Genomic DNA, 22070 nt, shown 5'->3' with positions numbered 1-22070 from the left:
GCTTCGCACGCACCTCGACGTGCATCACACGTTCTAGGCGAAGGAACGCGCGATCTGTGGCGCCGGCGCCTGATGTGCGCGGAATATGATGCGCCGCCGTGGTCGCACGGCGGCGCAAGCTCACGTCAATAGTAGATGGTTGCCGTGGTGGAGGTCGTGCCCAGATCGTAGTTGCATTGGACATCGAGGTCGGAGCTATCGATGATCTGTCCCCACGGCGGCGACCTGACCTGCCGCATCCGGTAGTCGTACACCGCCACCCCATTGAAGGTAATGTTGCCGCTGGGGGGATACTGGTCGCAGCTGTCGATCGAATACACCTCGAGCGCACCGGCCATGATCAGGGTCGGATCGCCGTCGGCGACTGTACTGAGCCGCACGCTGCGCCCGCTGGTGACGTTGTGCGTGTCGATGTTCCAGTTCGAGCAGACCTTGCCGGCGCCGCATGTAGCGTAGACGTCACCGTTGATCTGGTCGCCGCTTTTGGCCGGAATGAAATCGCTGTACCAAACAACGCCCTCCTCACAGCAATTCCAGCTGCTCAAGTCCCAGGTATTGCTTGCTCCGCGATACCCCAACACCGGTTGCAGAATCACGGGCGCTTCGCTTTGCAGGGCCGGGAAGAGGTACACCGTCTGGTTCGCGACATTGGTGGGGTTCGGCGGCACCTTCCAGTTGGCCACGATGCGCCCCGGCGACACTCCGCTCTCGTAGCCGGCCGCACTGATGTAGGCGTGATCGATGGCGGCGGGAACGGGGCGGCGTTGTCGAAGCGCAGTGCTGGCGGCGACGTGGCGAACCTGCTGGCCGTCCAGGCCAAGGCCATTGGGCCGCACCCGAACGCCGCTGCTGGTGAAATTATCCTGGCTGCAGCTGGCGGTTTGTTCCCGGATACCATTGGCATGTTGCAGTAGGCCATCGGCAAGAAGGCGTTCGCCAGCACCGACATGACGGACACAGGCCGGCGCGAAATAGCCGAACGGGGTCTGCACATAGTCCTGTGGGACGCCGGCAGGCTTGTGCTGGTCGGCAAGATTGGCCACGCGCGTGAGGCGTGCGTCGGGCGCCTGGGTCTGCGCAAACGCGGTGCCAATGGCACCCATGCCAACCAGAGTGAAAAGCAGCAGCAGTGCAGCACCGATATGGCGGCGTGACGCGTCGCGTTGAGTTGGTGATTCGGAAGTCACGAGTCTCTCCCACATGAGTTGAAAAGCGGTTGAGGAGGTCGAGCTGTGCCGAGAGGTCGATGCAAACGGATGCTTGCCGGCGGCAGCACAGTCGCGACATCTAGACGGAGTGGAATGCATGGATGTTTGTCGCGGGGTGCCTGCTGTGTGGCCGAGTGAGCGGCAAAGATGACCGGCGCATGACGGCCCCGCTTGTGGATTTTCGTCGCATTGATTGCTGAAAAACGTATGTTTTCGACGGGCATGAACTGCATCGCATTCCAAGATTTACCCCGGTTTCGTTCTCGCAGCGAGACGAACGGGCGATCGCAGGCTGTCGTCTCAGGGTGCGCGCGCTCGTTCTTCGTGGCGGCTGATCGACACAGCGGTCGGGTCAGCGACGCGTGTTGGGCCAATCAGGCCAAGGTTGGCGCCCCTAGCGACGCCGATCCATGCCTGGCCTTGCGAAACGATCCGCTTGTGCGGCGTTGCATCAGGCTCAGGCGCTGAATTGCACGTGTGTGGTGGTGAAGGCAGCATGGCGCTCCCACCACCACGAGTGCCGGTATGGATCAGGCAATCCACCTGCAAGGCGAGGGCTTTGTGTTGCGCCGCTGGCGTGCGGACGACCTGGAGGCGCTGCTGCGTCACGCCGATGATCCACAGGTGCCGCGTGGGCTCAGTGACCGCTTTCCGGATCCGTACACGCGCGCCGACGGCGAGGCTTTCCTGGCCGGCCGGGTGGTCGATCTGGATGATCCGGTGCTGGCCATCGTCATCGATGGACAGGCCTGCGGCGGCATCGGCGCCCGTCTTGGCAAGGGCGAACGCTGCCACAGTGCCGAGCTCGGCTATTGGCTGGGACGTGCGTACTGGAATCAGGGGTGGATGACCCGCATCGTCAGTCTGTATGTGACCTGGTTGATGACGCACTGCGCGCTGTCGCGCGTGCAGGCCAACGTGCTGGACCACAATCCGGCCTCGGCCGCGGTGCTGTTGCGCAATGGCTTCATCGAAGAGGGCCGGCTGCGCGCGGCGATTCGCAAGCCCGATGGGCTGCACGACCTGCGCCTGTTCGCACGCGTCGTCGGCGACTGAGTGGCGGTGGCGGGTCGCTGATGGCACGCGTCTGTCGGCGAGTGGGCAGGTGGCTTACCATCGTCGCTCCTGTGGTCCTGCTTCGCCCGCGATGGCGTTGCTGGATCCTCCGTGGGTCTGGCGTGTGGTGCTCGTAGCGGCGCCTGCGTCGCACCGCAGCACAACCTGGACACCGTAATGAAGCAGCACGATGGGCGCGGCGCGCGTCCCCCCCGCGAGGGCACTCCACGATCCGGCGCCGCCGGCAATCCCTGGAGCCGGGCGACGCCGCGCAACGCACCGGCGCCGTCCTCGACAGCTCCCGACGCACCGGCTGGCAGTGCTGCCGCGGGCAGGGCGGGCAATGCGCGCGACGAAATGCGCCTGTACGGCATCAATGCAGTGCAGGCGATGTTCCAGGCGCGTCCGCAGTCGCTGCGCAAGCTCTATCTGAGCGAGGCGCGCATCCCGCAGTGCAAGGCCTTGCTGGCGTGGTGCGTGGCGCAGCGCATCGGCTATCGCGTCGTCGAAGAGGCCGATCTCAACAAGCTCGCCGCCAGCGCCCACCATGAGGGTGTGGTGGCCGACGTCCTGCGTGTCCTGCCGTTGTCGCTGCAGGACTGGCTGGCCGGGCTGCCGGCCGGGCCGGTGCTGGCGATGTGGCTGGACGGGGTCGGCAACCCGCATAACCTGGGCGCCATCCTGCGCGCTTCGGCGCATTTTGGCGTCGCCGGCTTGCTGTTGCCGGACGGGGCCACGCTGGGCCTGTCCGGGGCCGCGGCACGGGTTGCCGAGGGCGGTGCAGAGGCCGTCCCGCTGGTGCAGCTGCCGCCTGCATATGCGGCGTTGCCGCAGCTGCGTGCCGCCGGGTTCGCCATCGCCGCTACTTTGGTGCAAGGCGGCCAGGATGTCTTTGCCACCGCGTTGCCGGCGCGCCTGGTCTATGTGCTCGGTGCCGAAGGCGAGGGCATGGATCGCCAATTCGCGCAGGCATGCGATCTGCGTCTGTCCATTCCCGGCAGCGGCCGGGTCGAAAGCCTCAATGTCGCCGCGGCGACGGCCGTGTTCCAGGCTGCGTGGCGCGCGCAATTGTCAGTGGGAGAGCGATGATGCGTGTATCCGGATGGCTGTTGGCCGTAGCTGGCGTGTTCTGCGCCGGTGCACAGGCAGCGCCTGCTGCCACCGATGCGCCGCCGCAGGTGCGGACCGATCACGGACTGCTGCGCGGGCAATGGCAGGCCGACGGCAGCGCGGTGTTCCGTGCGATTCCGTTCGCCGCACCGCCGTTGCAGGGCCTGCGTTGGCGGCCGCCGCAGCCGGCCCCGGCGTGGTCGGGTGTGCGCGATGCGACCCAGGCGGCACCTCCGTGCGTGCAGCCGTCGCTGGGCTGGAACGCCGCCTACGCCGCGCACGGCAACGAAGACTGCCTGTATGTGGAAGTGCAGACGCCGCGTCTGCAGCCGGCCAAACCGTTGCCGGTGTTCGTATGGATCCACGGCGGCGCGAACGTGGCAGGCGGTGCCGGCGGGCATTTGCCGACCAACCTGGTCGCGCAGGACATGCTGGTGGTGACACTGCAGTATCGCTTGGGCGTGTTCGGCTTCCTCTCGCTGCCGGAGTTGCGCGAGGGCGCAGGCACTGCTGCCGGCAATGTCGCCCTGCTCGACCAGATCGCCGCGCTGCAGTGGGTGCACGACAACATCGCGCAGTTTGGTGGCGATCCTGCACGCGTCACCATCGCCGGCCAGTCCGCAGGTGGGCAGGATGTAGGACTGTTGATGCTCAGTCCGCTGGCGCGCGGGTTGTTCTCGGCGGCGATCGAGCAGAGCGGCACCGCCGGCTTCGGCCTGCCGGCCCGTTCGCTCGAGGACAATCGCGCATTGGGCGTTGCGATCGCTGCGCGTGCCGGCCTCACCGATGCATCCACGCGCTTGGAAAAACTGCGGGCCTTGCCAGCCGAGCAGGTGATCAAGGCCGCGCAAGGCATCGATGTGCCGGCGTTGGACGATGATGGCTACATCTGGCTGCAGGCGGTGGTGGATGGGCGGGTGCTGCCGCGCGCACCGGCGGCGCTGCTGGCCGACGGCGCGCAGGCCAAGGTGCCGCTGTTGATCGGCTATGTGGTGCAGGAACTGCGCTATGGCGGCGAGGAGGGGGCCGAAAAGCGGGTGCGCCGCGATTATCCCGAGCACGCCGATGCCATTTTTCAGGCGCATCGCGCCGACAGCGCGCAGCGTGCCGCGCGGCAAGGCAATGCGTCCATGCAGTTGTCCACCGATCTCACCTTCCGTTGCCCGGCGGTGACCGTCGCCCAGCGCCAGGCCGCACTCGGCGTGCCGGTCTGGCACTACGTGTTCGACGCGGCCGCGCCCGGCGCAGCAGTGACGCATAGCGCCGAGCTGCCGTTCCTGTTCAAGAACCTGCCGCTGGGCCAACCGTCGGTGAGTCTGCAGCGCTATTGGGCCGCGTTCGCCAAACAGGGCGATCCGAATACCAAGGGCCTGCCGTCGTGGCCGGCGTTCGCGCCCGATCATGCCGGCCTGCAATTCGATGCCGCCGGCGTGCAGCCGATCGAGGACGCCCGCCCGGCCGCATGCGCGCATCTGGATCTGCCGTAAGCGCGCGCACTGCCGGGCGGTGCGCGCGCCAGCGGCTCAACGCGGACAGCCCGGCCCGCCGAAATAGAAGCCGCCGGTGTGCATCTCCGGCGCCGGGCTGGTGCGGGTGACGCCGGTTCCCAGCGCATACGGATAGCTGTAGCCGACCAGTGCCATCGTGTAGCACGCAGGCTGGCCCACGCTCAGGTTCGATAGCGCCTGCACCGGGTACGTGGCCATGTCGGTATCGCGATAGAAGTGGTTGGCCTGGAAGGCGGCCTGTCGATAACCGGCACTGGCGAACCGACCACTGCCCATGCGCGGGCTGGGCACGCCGCTTCTGCTCGAGACTTCGCCGCCGGCGGTGACATAGCCGGCATGTCCTTCGCCAAGTTCACCCGAGTACAGCGCTGCCTTGTAGTAGCCGATCCATTCGCCATCGATGCGCAACCACCAATTGCCGTCGGTATTGCGCTGGAACTCCACGCCCATCAGCGTCTGCTTGCCGCCGGCCACGCTGTAGCCGGCGCTGGGCGTGCTCCCGAGGATCTGCCGGTTACTGGTCTGCACGAAGTCGGCGCAATCCAGGTTGTGGCAGCCGGTGTGGACGTAGCCGTCTTGGGTGGAGTAGATGAAAACGATCGGTAGATTGCCCCAGCCAGCGGCCGGCTGCGCTTCCCAACCCACTTCCAACGTCTGCGTCTGTTGCGAGTCGCTCTGCCCGACGATCCACAGCTGGCTGATGGTCTGGTTCTCATCGGTATTGCGCAGGGCCGGCGCCCACAGGTTGATGTCGGCACCGGCGCCGGTCACCGCGGCATCGCCGGTGTCGAAGAAGACGGTGGAATAGAAGTGACCGTCGGACACGGCCGCCGGGCTGGCGGTGGTGCGGCTGGCGGCGAGCGGCCGGTGATCGGACTGCAAAAAGTCCTGCAGGGTTGCATGCCGGGCGAGGTCGGCAATGCCGATACGTTGCAACGGCACGCTGCCTTGCGGGCAACGCTGCGCATCGGCCGCCGCTGCCTGCGACGCACGGGCTGCGAGTTGCGGCGGTGTCGCCGCCTGGCGGCCATCGCGCATGCCCGGCTGTTGTGCCTGCGGGATGCAGTCGAAGACCTGTGGGCCTTGCTGCAGCGTGGCGAGCACCGACAGCCCGTTGTAGCGGTTGAACAGATAGCGTTGCATCTCGGCGAACGCAGTCGGGTCGGCAACCTTCGCTGTCGCGGCACGATGAGCGTAGTCGCTGCGCGCCTGGGTTTGCCAGAACTGCTGGAAGTCGGCAGTGACCTGTGGAAATGCCAACGACGGCGCGCTCGCACTGCGTTGTGCCGCAGCGTGTCCATCGACGACCTGCATGGTGGTGGCGGTGCGCAACAACGGCGGCATCCACGTGTCGATCTGCTGATCGCGGCTGGCCGAAATGGAGGGAGCCAACAGGTTGGCCGCCATGCCTGGCGAGGCAAGTGCGCAGGCGATCAGCAACGGCAGCGAACAGCGGACACGTTGTAGCCGAGCCGGATGAAGGGGCATCGAAGTCTCCTTGGCGCCATGGAGAGACTGCCTGCACGCGGCGCAGCATGCAGCGCAGTGCCATCGACGCGGCGATCGCACTGGTCGCGATGCTGTGCCGGCGATGAAGTGTGCGCATGGTAGTGCCCGCTGGCGCGCCTGCACGCGCGGCGTCGCATTGCGCGACGACAGACACGTGGCAACTGCGATGGACTGAACCCAAACATCGCCGCGCGCCGTGCATTGCCGAACGCGCAGCGACAGCTAGCGCAACCGTGGCGGCGATCACCGCATCGCCGGCGGGCTATTGCTCCTCTGCCTGCAGCCTGATTGCAGCGCCGCCGCTGGCCGCCAATGTCAGCCGCAGCGTGTCCTGCCGGGTGAGCATGCGGGTGTCGATGGTGACATCGGTCGGCGTCTGGCCGTCGCCGTAGATGGTGGCTTTCCACTTGCCCTTGCCGAGGAAATCCAAGGGCAGCGCGAGCGTGCGTGCCTGCTCGTTGGTCATCGCGCCCAGGTACCAGTCCTTGCCGCTGCGGCGTGCCACGGCAACGTATTGGCCAATCGCGCCGGCGAGCGCGCGTGTCTGGTCCCAACTGGCCGGCACCTCGCGCAGGAATTGTGCGGCAGGCAGGTTTTCGTATTGCTCTGGGCTGTCGGCGACGACCGCAAACGGACTCTCGTAGACCACGTACATCGCCAATTGCTGCGCACGCGTGGTCATGACCTGCGGTCCGATGTGCTGTGGCTTGAAGTCGGCCGGGCGAACATTGCGGAAGCCGCCAGGCGTGTAGTCCATCGGCCCGAGCAACATGCGGGTGAACGGTAGGGTGAGGTTGTGGGTGGCGGTGATGCGTGCGCTCCACTTGTTGTACTCGGCACCGAGCACGCCTTCCTGGGTCAGATAGTTGGGATAGGTGCGTGTCAGTCCGGTCGGATGATAGGCGCCATGCAGGTCCACCAGCAGTTTGTGCTCGGCCGCCTTGCTGAGCAGACGATGATAGAAGTCGACCATCTGCTGGTCGTCGCGGTCCATGAAGTCGACCTTGATGCCCTTGATGCCCAGTTGCTGGTACCAATTCAAGGCTTCGTCCATCTGTGCATCGAGCGCGCGCCAATGCACCCACAGCCACAGCCCGATGCCGCGCTGGCGCGCGTAGTCGACCAGGCCTGGCAGGTCCAATTGCGCGATCGGTCGGCGGATATCGGCGCCAGCGTTGTACTGGCCGTCGCCGGTGCTGCCTTGGTACCAGCCGTCGTCGATCAGCATGTATTGCAGCTGCAGCTGCTGGGCACTGTCGATATAGCGCTGGATGGTGGCGGTATTCATGCCTGGCTGCGCCACGCCACTGGCCAGACCGCCCGACCACCAATCCCATGCGGCCTTGCCGGGCCGGACCCAGCTGGCATCGAAGTGCGCTGGTGGATTGAGGGCGGCAATCAGATTGGAATCGATCAATGCCGCCGGCGAGTCACCGAGCAGCACGACCCGCCATGGCGTGGCGAAATCCTTTCCGTGCGCATCGATGCTGACCGCCAGCTCCGGTTGGTCCAGGCGTGGCGAAAGTGTGGCGCTCACCCCCAGACTGCCATCGCTGCGCCCGCTGAGGTACAGGCCTGCATAGTCGCGCAGGTTGGCTTCGGCGATCGCCAGCGTCGTGCCGGTGGCGTCGGTCTGGCAGACCAACGGTAACTCGAGCAAAGCGTGTGGCCGCAAGTGCGACGCGGCGATTGCATCGAATTCGCCCTCGTGGCTGGTGCCGAAACGGCCCAGGTTGAGCCCCCAGCAGCGATAGTCACGCGGGAACGCGAAGCTGGTCAGTTCGTTGCGGATACGCACCTGGCCCGCATCTGGCAATACATAACGCAACGCCACGCCATCGTCATAGGCGCGCAGTTCCACCTGCAGCTGGTGTTGCTGGCCGTCGCGCAAGCGCACCTGCAACTGTCGGTAGTGATCGCGCGCCGTGCGCGTCTTGCCCACTGGTAGCGTGAATTGCGCGTCGTGCGTGGTGATGCTGTTGCCTTGCAACATCATGCCGCGCGCGAGCTTGCCGGCCTTGCCCAGATCCAGTCCCAGCGGCGCATCGTCGAGCACGACTGCATCGCGATACCGTACGCGATACATCGGCGTTCCGTCCTCGCGTAGCGTGAATTCCACTTGCGTGCGGCCGTTGGGCGATTGCACGTGCAACCGTTCGGCATGTGCGGTGCTGGCGATCAGGCACGACAGCGCCCACGCCGCCGGTAGTGCGGACTGGATCAGGTTTCGCATGCTTGCCTCCTCCGGAGTACGCGCACCGTAGCGCAGAACGGTTGTCGCGGGCACCTACCTGGGATAACGTTACCTCGCACCATGGCCGCTGAAACAGGGGCGGCAGCCACGGGCTGCATCGCATTGGCGATGTGCATCCGTTGCGTGGCAGTAGAGCTTGGGAGAGGCCTCTAATGCTGATGGTTCGCAAGGCGTTCCGAGATGGAGCGCTGTGGTTGCTGTGTGCTTGCTTGGCCTGGACTGCAGTGGAGGCAGCGCCAGCAGGCAACCCGCCGCCGGGTCCACCCGGCCCCTACGATGTGCGTGTGCTGGCCGGTGGCGTCGAGCTGCGCAAGCCGCTGCGTGCCGATACGCCGTTGTTGATGGCCGATGCCGACTGGAGCGTATCCGGCTGGCTGCGCCCTGCGCGCGGCGTGACCGGGCCTGCCTTGGTGGCTGGCCTGGGCGAACCGGGCGAGGGCCGTTACTTCGTCATTGAAGATGGCAAGCTCGGCTTCGTGCAGGGCGATGGCATGCGCACCAGCAGTGCCGCCCGCTTGCAATCCGGACGCTGGATGCACGTGGCAGCGGTTGCGCACGGCGGACAGCTCATGCTGTATGCCGATGGTCGCCAGGTCGCGCGCAGCCACGCAGCCAAGGTCGCAGTGGCGCCTGTGCTGGTCTTCGGGCCGCAGGCACAAGCGTCTTTCAGCCAGCACTTCGGCGGCGAGATCGCCGGGCTCACTGCTGAGCCCGCTGCGTTGGACGCTGCGGCCGTCGCGCGAGCGGCGGCGGCGGCGCCGGACCCGCTGTTGCAGCGCTTTGAAGACGCTTCACCTGCGTGGCAGGTGCAGGTCCGGCAGATGGCGGGCCAGCTTGCACCGCAGCCGGCCGCGACCCTGCCGCGCAGTGCGGCACCATATTCGGCGCCCGTCGCCAAGCCGGTGGCGAACGCGCCCGCACTACAGCTGCTGGATGCCGGCAGCTGGCGCGTCGCTGCCTGGCAATTGGCGGCCGCCAATACGCTGGGCACGGTCGACGGCGCCGTGCTGTCGCGTGGCGATGACGGCGCGGCCTCGGCGAGCTGGCGCTCCGCGACGGTGCCCGGTACCGTATTGACCACGCTGGTCGATCGCGGCGTGTATCCGGATCCGGATATCGGCTTGAACAACATGGCCATTCCCGAATCGCTGAGTCGTCAGGATTGGTGGTATCGCAGCACTTTCGAGATGCCCGCCGAAGCGCAGGGCAAACGGCTGGAGTTGCTGTTCAACGGCATCAACTATGCGGGCGAAGTCTGGGTCAACGGGCGTCAGGTCGGTCGCACGCGCGGTGCCTTCGCACGCGGTCGCTTCGACGTCAGCGGCCAGTTGCGGCCCGGACGCAACATCGTCGCGGTGCGGGTTTCGCCGCCGCCGCATCCGGGCATCGCGCACGAACAATCGATCGCCGCCGGTGTCGGCGAGAACGGCGGCATGCAAGCGCTGGATGGGCCGACCTTCATCGCCAGCGAAGGCTGGGACTGGATTCCTGCCGTACGCGATCGCAATGCCGGACTCTGGCAGGACGTGCAACTGCATGCCAGCGGGCCGCTGGCGCTCGGCGATATCCAGGTGATCACTGCGCGGTTGGCGCCGGATCATCGCCGCGCCGAGCTGGAAATTGCCGTGCCGTTGCGCAACGACAGCGGCGCAGCGGTGCGGGGCAACCTGCAATTGTCGTTTGGCGAGGTGCGCATCCAGCGCTCGGTCGAGGTGCCGGTGGGCGGCAGCACGCTGCGGCTGACCGCCGCCGACACGCCGGAGTTGGCGGTCTCCAGCCCGCGTCTATGGTGGCCCAATGGCTACGGCGCGCCGGCACTGTATACCTTGCAGGCCGCAGTGGACGTTGCCGGTGCGCGCTCTGACACGCAGCAGCTGCGGTTCGGCATCCGCGAAGTCCGCTACGAGCTCTCATTGTTCGACGACGATGGCGCGCTGCGGCGTGTGCTGGTGGATCTGACCGCCGCACGCCAGCGTGGCGAGCGCATCGTCGATGTGCGCCACGATGCGATCCGCCCGGTACCTGGTGGCCACGCACAGTCGCTCTATCCCGGTGCGCTGGCTTCGCCCGCGGTGCAGCGGTTGGAGGACAGCAGCTTGGCGCCGCACCTGGTGATCCGCATCAATGGCGTGCGCATCGCCGTCAAGGGCGGCAATTGGGGCATGGACGACTGGCGCAAGCGGGTGTCGCGCGAACGCCTGGAGCCGTATTTCCGCCTGCAGCGCGAGGCGCATTTCAATGTCGTGCGCAACTGGGTGGGGCAGAATACCGAACAGAGCTTCTACGATCTGGCCGACGAATACGGCATGCTGGTGCTCAACGATTTCTGGCAATCCACCCAGAACTACAACCTCGAACCGGCCGACGCTGCCCTGTTCCTGGACAATGCCGCCGACGTCATCACCCGCTTCCGCAATCACCCCTCGATCGTGCTGTGGTTCGGACGCAACGAAGGCGTGCCGGCCCCCATCCTCAACGAGGGACTGGATGCGCTGGTGGCGCGCCTGGACGGGACGCGCTGGTATACCGGCAGTTCCAACGAGGTCAATCTGCAGGGCAGCGGCCCCTACAATTACCGCGAGCCGGTCGCGTATTTCGACAGTCTGGCGCAGGGTTTTTCCGTGGAAGTGGGCACGCCGTCGTTCTCCACCCTGGAATCGTTCAAGGCCTCGGTGCCGGCGGTGCAGGACCAATGGCCGATCAGCGACGCGTGGGCCTATCACGACTGGCATCAATCCGGGAACGGCGACACCGCCAGCTTCATGCGGGCGCTGACCGACAAGCTCGGTGCACCGACCGGGCTGGAAGACTTCGAGCGCAAGGCGCAGTTGCTCAACTACGACACCCACCGCGCGATCTTCGAGGGATTCAACGCCCAGCTCTGGACGCGCAACAGTGGGCGCCTGTTGTGGATGAGCCATCCCGCCTGGCCGAGCAATATGTGGCAGGTCTACAGCCACGACTACGACACCCATGCGGCCTACTATGGCGTGCGCAATGCGGCCGAGCCGTTGCATGTGCAGATGAATTTGCCGGGCCACGAGGTCGTGGTCGTCAACAATGCTGCCGAGCCGATGCGCGGGCTGCGGCTGCGGGCAGAGGTCTATGCCCGCGACGGCACGCTGTTGGAACAGCGTGAGCAGGCGCTGACTGCGGCCGCCAATGCCGTCTCCGCACCGTTGCTGCAGCTCTCGCCGTTGCTGGCGGCCACCGATGGCCTGGGCTTCGTGCGCTTGCACCTGCTCGATGCCGACGGCGTGGTGCGTTCGCGCAACCTTTACTGGGTGGCACGCGATGCCGCGGCGATGCGCGGGCTGGATGCGCTGCCGAAGGTGCCGCTGCAATTGTCCTTGCAGCTGCCGCCCGGCAGCGAGCCCGATAGCGAGCCGGTGTTGCGTGCGACTGTGCGCAATCCCTCGCAGCAGGTTGCGCTCAATGCCAAGCTCACCTTGGTCGACGCGCAAGGCCAGCGCATCCTGCCGGCCTACTACAGCGACAACTATCTCAGCCTGGTGCCAGGCGAGGAGCGCAGCGTGGAGATCCGCGGCCCGTCGGCCGAGGTTCTGCGCGCAGCCACGCTGCAACTGCGTGGCTGGAATGTGCCGGCGTCTGCCGGCGCGGTCGCGACTGCGCGCTGACGCAGTGCGGCCGTTGCGGTGCCGTGCGTCGCACGGAGCACACTGACGCGCCTGTTGCGCGTCAGCCATCCAGGCGCCGCCGTCGCGCGGCGCCATTGCAACACCGGTGGATTGTCGTCATCCCTGGGAGGGGACCATGAACAAGCTGCAGTCGAATATCCGTCGTACCCCATTGGCCGCCAGCCTGGCGGCGGCGTTGACCCTGCTCGCCGCCGGTGCCCATGCGCAGGAGACCGCCACGTCGGCCGGCGTCACCGAGCTGGACAAGGTCATGGTCAAGGGCGTGCGCGGCGCTCAGGCCGAGGCCATCGAGAACAAACGCACTGCGCCGCAGATCATCGATTCGATCTCGGCCGAAGACATCGGCAAGCTGCCCGACGTCACCATCACCGACTCGCTGCAGCGCGTGCCCGGCGTGCAGATCCGGCGCTCTGCCGGCGAGGGCTCGCAGCTCAACATCCGCGGCATGCCACAAGTGCAGACCACGATGAACGGCGAGTTGTATCTGAGCGCCGGCGGCGGTGATCAGTACGGCCAGCCCAATATCGGCCGCGCGCAGCCGGACTTCGTCGACATTCCGCCGACCTTGTTCAGCGGCGTGGACGTGATCAAGTCGCCGACCGCCGCCGACCTGGACGGCGGCATCAGCGGCACGGTGTCGCTCAAGACCCGACGTCCGTTCGACCTGCCGGAAGGCTGGACCTTCAGCGGCCAGGCCGAAGGCTCGTACGGCGATCGCGTGCAGAAGCTCAACGAGCTTTACTCGGGGTTGGCCAGCTTCCGCACCGAGCGCTGGGGCGCGCTGCTGGCGGTGTCGTATTCGGACGCGACGCTGGAAAACAAGCATCCCAGCGTGTATTCCAACGGTGCGCAGAAGTCCACCGAGCGTGACGTCGGCTTCGACTTCAACGGCAACGGCGTGATCGGCAGCAATACCGATCCGGGCAACCTGCCGCGCGACTACTTCTACAACTGGGTGGCGACCGAGCTGGACAACCGCACCACCGAGCGCCAACGCACCGGCGTCAACGGCTCCTTCCAATTCAACATCAACGAGTCCTGGACCCTGCTGGCCGATGCGGCCTACACCAAGCTGGAGGATCACGACACCTCGGTGGCTGCGCAATTGCACACGGGCTGGGCGACCAACCAGCTGCAACCCGGTTCCATCGTCGATTCCAACGGCGTGCTCGAATACGGCCGCTTCCGCTACAACCGCTTTCAGGCGCACTCGATGGCCGGCGTCGGCGATTCGGATGCACTCAATACCAACCTGGAACTGCGCTTCGACGATGGCGGCCCGCTGCGTGCCTCGTTCCGTTGGGTGCATGGGGATTCGGAGCGGACCTACGACGAGGCGCGCGCCGATGCGGTGGTGACCCGTGGCGATCAGATCCCGCGTGCCGGCGGTGTCACCCAGTGGGCCAACGTCAACGGCCTGCCGACAGTGGATGCCTCGGTGGATTTCCGCGGCAAGTATCCAGCGGTCGACCTGCAGACCGATGTCACCAACCCGGACAACTGGCAGCTGATGTCGACCTGGGCGCAGGGCAACCGCATCAAGGCGAAGATGGATGCGTTCCGTGCCGACGGCACGTTCGAGTTCGACGACGGCGTGGTGCGCGGTTTCCAGTTCGGCCTGCGCTACGGCGAGCGCGACTTCAAGCTGGATACCTACCGTTACCTGTCGCCGGTCTCCAGCGGCTGCGCCGATCCCAACCGCTCGCTGTACTACTACAAGGATCCGTTGATCGTCGATACCTGTAGCGGCGTGTCCGAGGCACGCTTGCTGCCGTTCAATACGATTCCCGGGTACTGGGCCTACTTCAACGACTTCGATCCGCTCAAGGTCAGCGGGCTCGGCGGCCGCGGCCTGCCGGCGATCAATCCGCAGGTCATGAAGGATCCGGTCCGCTATATCGACAGTCTGTATCCGGGCAATGTCGCCTACCAGCAGGCGGCCGATTCCTATCAGGTGACCGAGAAGACCAGCTCGGCGTACTTCCTGGCCAACCTGGAAGGCGGCATCGGCACGCGCTTGCCGTGGACGGCCAATGTCGGCGCACGCATCGTGCAGACCAAGTTGTTGATCGATCAATACCTCAGCAGCGGTGACGTCTATATCGGCAATGTCGAATGGAACGGGGTCAGCCCGGCGATCGGCACCAACCGGCTGGTACGCCAGTACACCGACGTGCTGCCCAGTGCCAATCTGTCGCTGGACATCACCGACACCCAGAAGCTGCGCTTTGCCTACAACAAGGCGGTGGCGCGCCAGGATCTGCCGGATCTCGGGCGCGGTCTGGTCAGTTTCTATGCGGTCAATGGCACGCCGCCGCGCAATCCCGCGCTGCCGGCCGATGCGGTGTTGTTCCTCAATGGCCGCTCCGGCAATCCGGATCTGGATCCGTATCGCGCAACTAACTACAACGCGTCGTGGGAGTGGTATTTCGCCGATGCCTCGTTGATCAGCGTAGGCGCCTTCCTGATCGACGTAAAATCTTTCCCGACCACGGTGACCAACATCGAACCCTTGCCCGATGCCGATGGCGTCGTGCGTGCCGGCGGGCCAGTCGAACGCATCGTCAACGGCGGCGGCGGCACCATCAAGGGCTTCGAGATCGGCTACCAGCAGGCCTTCGACTTCCTGCCCGGCTGGCTCAGCGGTTTCGGTACCAACATCAACTACACGTTCTCCGATGCCGATACCGACAACACCGATATCGACGGCAATACCTTGCCGATCGGCGATAACTCCAAGCACCAGGCCAACGCAGTGCTGTGGTACCAGAAGGACAGATTGCAGGCGCGCGTGGCCTACAACTGGCGCAGCAAGCGTTTCAGCCAGATCAACAGCTCGGCCTGGGGCGATGAGTTGGCGATCTGGAACGACGACGTTGGCTATCTGGACGCCTCCATCAGCTACGACGTCAACGACCACGTGACGCTGTACGCCCAGGGCACCAATCTGACCGGCGAGAGCGAGCGTCGTTACGCGCAATGGAGCAATCACTACTTCGATCAGAATATTTTCGAGCGGCGTTATTACGCTGGCGTCCGCGTGAGATTCTGATCCAGTGCAAGGTTGTGCGACACGGCGCACCGTCCGTGCCGTGTCGCTCGTGGTTAGCTGTCAGTCCCTCTCCAAATGGTCGTTCTGCGACCTTCCCGTCGCCGGCTCGCCGGCGTCCGTTGTCTGTCCGGCGGTCACGCCGGACACCCTCCCATTCGGCTGCATCGTCGGGAAGCGATGCGGCCGTTTTTTTGCCTGCGAAGCCATGTGCGTCAATGCGTAGCCATCGCGCGCGGCGCGAGATAGCGTGCGCGATGCCTCGTTTTTGCTTGTTGTGGCATGACTGATGTCAGGGTAGGTTCGTGAGCGCGGACGACACTTCGCCCGCAATGGTGTCCAACAATCGAGGAGCTGCATATGAAGCTGCTGTTTTCGATCAAGCACTTACTGTCCTCCCAGAAGCCGTTGAAGTCCTACGCCTGGTACCTCTGGTACTGAGTCCTGTCGCCGCCGTGCGGCGGCATCATCGCCCGCGTTCCAACTCGTCGGGTTGGGCGCGGGCGTTGTCCATCGAGCCCTTCGCATGAGCGCACTCCAGCTCGCCCACCCGACGCGCGCGACGGCATTCGCGCCGCGTCTGCAGGCCTTGCTCAACGATTACCTCGGCCAGGAGCTGTTCCGCCTGGATGCCGATACCGTCGGCGTGGCCGGGCCACACCTGTCCGATCGCCTGTTGGCGGCGCGTCCGGCCACCGATGTCGAACGTCCGACCTTCAAGCCCTTGCACGGTCGCGCGGTCCCGCGCACCGATGCGGCGAAACTGATGCAGGCGATCGGGCGCGACGTCCGTGAGGCCTTGCAACAGCCGATGCCCGACCGCGTGGATTTGACCGGACCGTGGCCGCAGGTGGGGCACCTGTATCTGCGCGACCTGCTGCTTGGCGGAGATCCAGCGCGTTTGCGCGTGTTGATGAGCCGCAACCTGGAGCTGACGCCCAAGCTCACGTGGTCGGTCATTGCCGCAGGGGCCTTGGCGCCGCTGACGCTGCATCCCGATGCCTCCGCGCTGGCGCGCGTCACCGTGGCCGCGCAAGGCTATACCGCGCGCCGCTACGCCATGGGGCTGTATCGCCGCACTGCCGCGCCGGTGTGCTTTACGGTGTCGACACTGGTGGCCAATGCGCTGTGGCTGGGCTCGCCGTTCGACCCAGCGGTGTCCAGTCGCAACATCGTCTACGAATCCCTGCGGTTGTTGCCGCCGTCCTGGAACATCCTGCGCAATGCCTCGCCAGAGTTTCCACCGCTGGATGCGCGGATCGGCCATCACGACGATGTGCTGGTGTTGCCGCTGTTGAGTCACCGTGACCCGGCGCTGTGGGAGGACCCGGCCGAATTCCGCCCGCAACGTTGGGAGAGCCTCGATCCGGACGCGCATGCCGGCTACTTGCCGTTCGGTCACGCCTCGGAGCGATGCTGGGGGCGGCACATGGTGATGCCATTGGCCGAGCGCCTGCTGGATGCGTTGCGTCAGCGCGGCCTGGCCGTCGATCCGCGCCAGCGGCATGCACAGGTTCCGTTGGCCGGCCTGCTTGGCGTGGCCGAGGTCAACGTGGTCCGCCTCTAGCGCGCAGTGCGCAGTGCGTGTCGGCGTCCTCACGCGTACGGCTTGTTGCTATGGGTCGGTACAGTGCGCCGCGCGTGGTGCCGCGTCGGTCTGCCGCATCCGTGCCGTGGATGGCGCATCCCGCCGCCATGCGCTTAAGGCTGCGCTGGCTGCGCGGTGGACCCGCGCTTGACCAAGGTGTACTTCATGACCTGATGGACGCCCTGTGGGGTTTCGCCGCGGCGGCGTTGCCGAATCGCATCAGCCAGCAACGAGACCGCCGCACGTCCCATTGCCGTGACCGGTTGATGGATGGTGGTCAGCTCCGGCCAGATGGTGGTGGCCACCGGGGTGTCGTCGAAGCCGGCGACCGAGATGTCTTCGGGGACGCGCAGTCCCAACCCATGCGCCACCGCCACCGTCGCGGCGGCCATGTCGTCGTTGCTGCAGAACACCGCACTCGGCGGTTGCGGCTGCGTCAGCAACCCGCGCGCAGCCAACAGGCCGGAGCGATAAGTGAACAGTCCCTCGGCGACCAGCTGCGATGGCGTGCTCAAGCCTGCGGCCTGCAGGCTGTCGAAATAGCCCTTGGCGCGCAGCGCACTCGGTGTGTGCTTGGGATCGCCCTTGATCAAGCCGATGCGGCGATGGCCCAGAGCGATCAGGTAATCGACGATGGCGCGTGCGCCTTGGTAGTCGTCGATGCGCACCGAGCTGATCTGTGTCATCGGCGCGCCGCTGGCGACGGCGACGACGGGAATGCCGCGCGCGTCGAGCGCTTCGATGGTCGCGCGCGAATCGCACAGCGGTGGCGGCACGATCACGCCGTCCACCCCCGCGGCCAGCAGCCGCTCGGTGGCGGCGCGTTGGCTGCGGATGGCACCGCACTTCTCCACCAGGACCTGGCTGCCATTGAGGCCGCTCTGCTCGAGCAAGCCCAGCATGAATTGATTGAGATAGGCCGCGCTGGGATTGCTGTAGAGCACGCCGATGCGCAGCACGCCATGCGTGCGCAGCGAGCGACCAGCCAGATTGGGGCGGTAGCCCAGCACCTGCACCGAGGCTTCCACCCGCGCCCGCATGTCCTGGCCGACATGCGGATGACGATTGATCACACGCGAGGCGGTCATTGGCGACACCCCCGCATGCTTGGCGACGTCCAGCAGGGTTGCCGCGGTATTCGCACTGCGTTGCCGCTTTGCTGCCATCGTGTCTGCCCGTCCTGGAAGTGAAACGCAAGCGCGATCGATGCGCCTGAGCTTACTCGCTCGGTGGCAGCACGGTCTTGGCACGACTGCCAAAATCGCCATCGGCTTCAGCAGCTAGATACGCGAAGACCGCATACGCGGCGACGTTCTGCGCCAAGGCCTTGGGATCGATCTTGTCGAGGGTGTCGTCGGCAGTGTGGTGCAGATCGAAGTAGTCGGTCCCATCCTGCCCCAGCCAGGCCCAGGCTGCACCACGTGCCGCGATCGGACCGATGTCTGGGCCCGGTCCGCCCTTGCTCGGTTCGTAGGCGATGCCCAGTGGTGCCAGCGCTTCGGCGATGCGCGCAGTGGCCGCGCGCGATGCTTCCGGCGCCGCCGAGCCGGTGTTGAAGGCGTAGATGCGGCCTGCACCGAAATCACTCTCGGCGCCGATCTGGTGCGCTGCCATGTCCTTGGCATCCTTGCCGTGCGCGCTGGCGTAGGCCTTGCCGCCATACAGGCCCTGTTCTTCGTTGGCGAACGCGACCACGCGAATGCTGCGCTTGGGTGCTTGCCTCAGCTGGCCGATCAGGTGTCCGGCGGCCATGGTGATCGCAACGCCGGCGCCATCGTCGATCGCGCCGGTGCCCAGATCCCACGAATCCAGGTGCCCACCGATCACCACCACTTCCTTGGGTTTGCTGCGGCCGGTGATCTCGCCGATCACGTTGTAGGAGGTGGCGGTGCCGTCCCAGCCACAATCCAGCGACAGGCGGATGCGCGTATTGCCCAAGGCGATCAGGCGGGCCAGTTGATTGGCATCGGGCACCGACAGGGCTGCCGCCGGCACCGGGGTCAGACCGTCGTCGAAGCGGGTGATGCCGGTATGCGGCACGCGGTGCGAATCGGTGCCGGCCGAGCGCATCACGAAACCGACCGCGCCCTTGCGGATCGCTTCGGACGGTCCCTTGCTGCGGACCGCGCCGCCATTGCCGTAGTCCTTGCCATCGCGGGCCTTGACCATCTGGTAGTCGACGAAGGCGATCTTGCCGGCCAGCGCGCCGGCCGGTGCTGCCTGCAACGCTGCCAGATCGGCGAAGCGCACTACCTCGGCCTCGACTGTGCCGCCAGGGCTGCCGCCCAACGCGGTGATATGCAGCGGCTGAGCATGCGCGCCGAGCACGGCGGCCTGTTCGCTCCGGCGCTCCCATTTGGGAAAGCTCACCGGCTCGGTCCACACCTTGTCGAATCCCAAGGCCTGGAACTTGGCCTTGGCCCAGGCCACGGCGCGTGCGTCGGCTTCGCCGCCGGCGATACGCGGGCCGATCTCGGTACTCAGCGACTCGACCACGGCAAAACCGGTGCTGTCGGCCAAGGCCTGCTCGCGCAGTTGCGCGGCGGTCTGCATGGCACTGTCGGGAATGGTGGTCTGAGCGGCCAGTACCGGTGTGCTGGCCAGCAGAACGGAGAGGGCGGCGGCAAGACGTCGCATGCAGGGCGGCTCCAACAAGGGAGCTAGGAGCTTAGCAGTGCGCAGTCCTGTGTCGGCGTGCGAAAAGTCACCCCCGCCGCGCAACGCATGAGCGCTGCGCGGTCGGCTTACGGCGTGGTCGGTCCGCGGGACGTGTCGTTCTTGAGCGCATCGCGAATCTCGCGCAGCAACAGCACTTCCTCGCTGGGGCCCTTCGGCGCGTCCGGCTTGCGATTGCTCAGCCGATTGATCAGCTTGACCACCAGGAAGATGGCGAAGGCGATGATCACGAATTGCACGACCGTATTGATGAAGTCGCCATAGCCGATCACGACCGCGGGCACTTCCTTGCCGGCGGCATCGACCCCGGCCGGTTTGAGCACCCACGCCAGGCGCGAGAAATCCACATTGCCGATGGCCCAGCCGATCGGCGGCATGATGATCTTTTCCACCAGCGCGGTGACGATCTTGCCGAACGCTGCGCCGATGACCACACCGACCGCCAGGTCGATGACATTGCCGCGCATCGCGAATTGCTTGAACTCGCTGATCATTCCCATGTCGCTCTCCTGATGCGGTCGCGGACCGACTGCCGCGGTCGTGATGCTAGCCGGGATGGCGTCAGCCGGCGATGACGCCGTGGCGTTCTGCAACGTTTTCCAGCCGTGCGCTGAAACGGTCGCCCGGCAGCAACGGGCCAACACCCGCAGGCGTGCCCATGAAGATCAGGTCGCCTGCACGCAATGCGTAGAGCTTGGAGAGCTCATGCACGATGTCCGCAACGTTCCAGATCATCTGGTCCAGCAACGATTGCTGACGGACCTCGCCGTTGACTTCCAGCGACAGGTTCAGTGCGTCCAGCGCGCCGACCTCGCCGGCATGCACCAGCTCGCTGATCGGCGCCGAATGATCGAAGCCCTTGGCGATATCCCAGGGCAGCCCCTTGGCCTTGGCTGCGGCCTGCAGGTCGCGCCGGGTCAGGTCCAGGCCCACGCCATAGCCATAGATCAGCGCGTCGGCTTGATCCACCGGCACGATGCCGGCGGGCGCATCGCGACCCAGCGCCACCACCAACTCCACCTCGTGGTGCAGTTCGCGCGTGCCGGGCGGGTAGGGAATGGCATCGCCGTGTCCGACCACGATGGCGTCGGCGGGTTTCATGAAGAAGGTGGGCTGCCCGCGCTCGTCCTTGGAGGCTGGCGCGCTGGCGCCCATTTCGCGCGCATGGTCGGCGAAGTTGCGGCCGACGCAATAGATGCGGTGCACCGGGAAACTGCCGCCACCAACGACGGGAATACGGGGGATGGCCGCGGCGGGGATCACATCGTGGGACATGCACGCATCCTTGAGGAACGGAGCGCGTCAGTCTAGCGGCTTGGCCGTTATGGACGGAACCAGGCTCGGTCGGGAAGCGTGTTCGCTCAGTGCGACAACGGCAGTGCCGGCTTGCGGACCACGTGGTATTCGCCCTCGACCACACGCGCCTGCTGCGGGCTGCGGCGATTGGGGCGGCTGAGCAGCTTCCAGGCGATGCCGCCGAGGATCATGGCGGCGCCCACGAACACGCTGAAGAAGATCAGCACGGCCAGGATGGCCAGGCCGAGCACGCCAACGGCTACGCGCACCAGCGGATGGCGCGGCTTGCGCGGCGCAAACAGATGATGGAGATGAGCGGATTGGAAAATGCGTGCGGGCATGGCGATGGGCTGCCGGAGGAAACAAGGGCGCAGTATCGTTGCGGTTTCATGTCATTGAGTGAAAAGTTCGTTAAAAATCGCATCGATTTGTTAAGCGCATCACCTTTCAGGCATCGCGCCTGTGGTGAAAACGGGCCGAACCGCGATCGCAGCATGGTGGATCGGGAAAAGGGGGACGCGCGACTGCGGCCGCGACTGCTGCGGTGCCGAGTAATGATCGAAACCGGTGGTCGCGCGTGCATGTTCGGCACCTCACCAGCGTCCATGCGCGCGACCACTGCCGTGACCCATCGGGCGCATGATATGTACGTCGCGCTGAGTGCGAAGCGTCGTGCGGCGCGTGGAGACACGGGGTGCTGGCCGCCTGGGCAGGGTGCACGACGCGGTCGCACACCGCCGCAGGCAGTTCGCCGCGTGCCACAATCCGGTGTCTTCTCTTTACTTCAATGCATGTCCTCTGCCGCCTCGCCCATGCCTGCCGTCTTGCTGTCGCAGATCCCCGATGGGGGGCTGTTCGAAGTGGAAGTGCCGTGGCGAGGCGAGACCGAGTCGATGGTGCTGCATCGCCAGGGCACGCAGCTGCGCGCCTGGTTGAATGTCTGTCCGCACGCCGGCCGGCGGCTGGACTGGGCGCCGGGTCAGTTCCTGCAGACACAGGAGGGGCACCTGGTATGTGCGGCGCATGGCGCGTCGTTCGAGCTGGAGCAAGGGCAGTGCGTGGGCGGGCCTTGTCGTGGGCAGGCGCTGCTGGCGGTTCCGGTGCGACTCGATGGCGAGCAGGTACTGATCGGCTAACCGTTGCCGTGCTCGGGCGCG

At 66.0% G+C, this 22070-nt stretch carries 16 protein-coding genes; 8 read left to right on the top strand and 8 right to left on the bottom strand.

Going from position 1 to position 22070, the window contains the following annotated elements; all coding sequences use genetic code 11:
• Positions 1–125 precede the first annotated feature (125 nt).
• Positions 126–1103 carry a hypothetical protein gene (locus CKY51_RS17095; RefSeq protein ID WP_152249546.1) on the bottom strand — a complete coding sequence of 326 codons (978 nt, stop codon included), beginning with the start codon at positions 1101–1103 and terminating at the stop codon, positions 126–128.
• A 630-nt stretch (positions 1104–1733) separates the two neighbouring features.
• Here CKY51_RS17095 and CKY51_RS17090 point away from each other — a divergent pair.
• From CKY51_RS17090 to CKY51_RS17080, 3 genes are all read left to right on the top strand, one after another.
• Positions 1734–2264 carry a GNAT family N-acetyltransferase gene (locus tag CKY51_RS17090; RefSeq protein ID WP_022970955.1) on the top strand — a complete coding sequence of 177 codons (531 nt, stop codon included), beginning with the start codon at positions 1734–1736 and terminating at the stop codon, positions 2262–2264.
• Between the two features lie 177 nt (positions 2265–2441).
• Complete coding sequence (locus CKY51_RS17085; RefSeq protein ID WP_022970956.1) at positions 2442–3353, top strand: TrmH family RNA methyltransferase; 912 nt, start codon at positions 2442–2444, stop codon at positions 3351–3353.
• Positions 3350–4861, top strand: coding sequence for a carboxylesterase/lipase family protein (locus tag CKY51_RS17080; protein WP_022970957.1), 1512 nt, complete (start codon positions 3350–3352; stop codon positions 4859–4861). The genes CKY51_RS17085 and CKY51_RS17080 overlap by 4 nt, the downstream gene beginning before the upstream one ends.
• A gap of 36 nt (positions 4862–4897) precedes the next feature.
• On the opposite strand, the gene CKY51_RS17075 is transcribed toward CKY51_RS17080, so the two are convergent.
• Positions 4898–6289, bottom strand: a complete 1392-nt coding sequence (locus tag CKY51_RS17075) for a neprosin family prolyl endopeptidase (protein WP_038219396.1) — start codon at positions 6287–6289, stop codon at positions 4898–4900.
• Between the two features lie 364 nt (positions 6290–6653).
• Positions 6654–8624 carry a glycoside hydrolase family 97 protein gene (locus CKY51_RS17070; RefSeq protein ID WP_022970959.1) on the bottom strand — a complete coding sequence of 657 codons (1971 nt, stop codon included), beginning with the start codon at positions 8622–8624 and terminating at the stop codon, positions 6654–6656.
• Between the two features lie 173 nt (positions 8625–8797).
• On the opposite strand from CKY51_RS17070, the gene CKY51_RS17065 reads away from it, so the two are divergent.
• The 4 genes from CKY51_RS17065 (at position 8798) to CKY51_RS17055 (ending at position 16920) form a co-directional block, all read left to right on the top strand.
• The gene (locus tag CKY51_RS17065; RefSeq protein WP_022970960.1) at positions 8798–12283 is read left to right on the top strand and encodes a glycoside hydrolase family 2; all 3486 of its coding nucleotides are present in this window, start codon (positions 8798–8800) and stop codon (positions 12281–12283) included.
• Between the two features lie 136 nt (positions 12284–12419).
• Positions 12420–15356 carry a TonB-dependent receptor gene (locus CKY51_RS17060; RefSeq protein ID WP_152249542.1) on the top strand — a complete coding sequence of 979 codons (2937 nt, stop codon included), beginning with the start codon at positions 12420–12422 and terminating at the stop codon, positions 15354–15356.
• Positions 15357–15713: 357 nt separating this feature from the next.
• On the top strand, positions 15714–15794 hold the full coding sequence (locus CKY51_RS22990; protein WP_425479849.1) for a tryptorubin family RiPP precursor: 81 nt from the start codon (positions 15714–15716) through the stop codon (positions 15792–15794).
• An 85-nt stretch (positions 15795–15879) separates the two neighbouring features.
• A complete protein-coding gene (locus CKY51_RS17055) occupies positions 15880–16920 on the top strand; it encodes a cytochrome P450 (protein WP_022970962.1) in 1041 nt (346 codons plus the stop codon).
• A gap of 134 nt (positions 16921–17054) precedes the next feature.
• Here the strand turns inward: CKY51_RS17055 and CKY51_RS17050 are convergent, their stop codons facing one another.
• The 5 genes from CKY51_RS17050 to CKY51_RS17030 all read right to left on the bottom strand — a co-directional run bounded on the left by CKY51_RS17050 (position 17055) and on the right by CKY51_RS17030 (position 21254).
• The gene (locus CKY51_RS17050) at positions 17055–18107 is read right to left on the bottom strand and encodes a LacI family DNA-binding transcriptional regulator (protein ID WP_022970963.1); all 1053 of its coding nucleotides are present in this window, start codon (positions 18105–18107) and stop codon (positions 17055–17057) included.
• Between the two features lie 52 nt (positions 18108–18159).
• Positions 18160–19578, bottom strand: coding sequence for a M20/M25/M40 family metallo-hydrolase (locus CKY51_RS17045; RefSeq protein WP_022970964.1), 1419 nt, complete (start codon positions 19576–19578; stop codon positions 18160–18162).
• 107 nt (positions 19579–19685) lie between these two features.
• Positions 19686–20117 carry a large-conductance mechanosensitive channel protein MscL gene (mscL, locus tag CKY51_RS17040; RefSeq protein WP_152249541.1) on the bottom strand — a complete coding sequence of 144 codons (432 nt, stop codon included), beginning with the start codon at positions 20115–20117 and terminating at the stop codon, positions 19686–19688.
• A gap of 61 nt (positions 20118–20178) precedes the next feature.
• A complete protein-coding gene (locus CKY51_RS17035; protein ID WP_022970967.1) occupies positions 20179–20892 on the bottom strand; it encodes a fumarylacetoacetate hydrolase family protein in 714 nt (237 codons plus the stop codon).
• Positions 20893–20978: 86 nt separating this feature from the next.
• Positions 20979–21254, bottom strand: a complete 276-nt coding sequence (locus CKY51_RS17030) for a hypothetical protein (protein ID WP_022970968.1) — start codon at positions 21252–21254, stop codon at positions 20979–20981.
• 450 nt (positions 21255–21704) lie between these two features.
• Between CKY51_RS17030 and CKY51_RS17025 the strand changes: the two genes are divergently transcribed.
• Positions 21705–22049, top strand: coding sequence for a Rieske (2Fe-2S) protein (locus tag CKY51_RS17025; protein ID WP_052172130.1), 345 nt, complete (start codon positions 21705–21707; stop codon positions 22047–22049).
• The last annotated feature ends 21 nt before the right edge of the window (positions 22050–22070 follow it).

The organism is Xanthomonas maliensis, assembly GCF_009192945.1.
GTDB lineage: Bacteria > Pseudomonadota > Gammaproteobacteria > Xanthomonadales > Xanthomonadaceae > Xanthomonas > Xanthomonas maliensis.
Note: the sequence above shows the minus strand (reverse complement) of the source record. Positions and strands in the feature narration are given on the sequence as shown.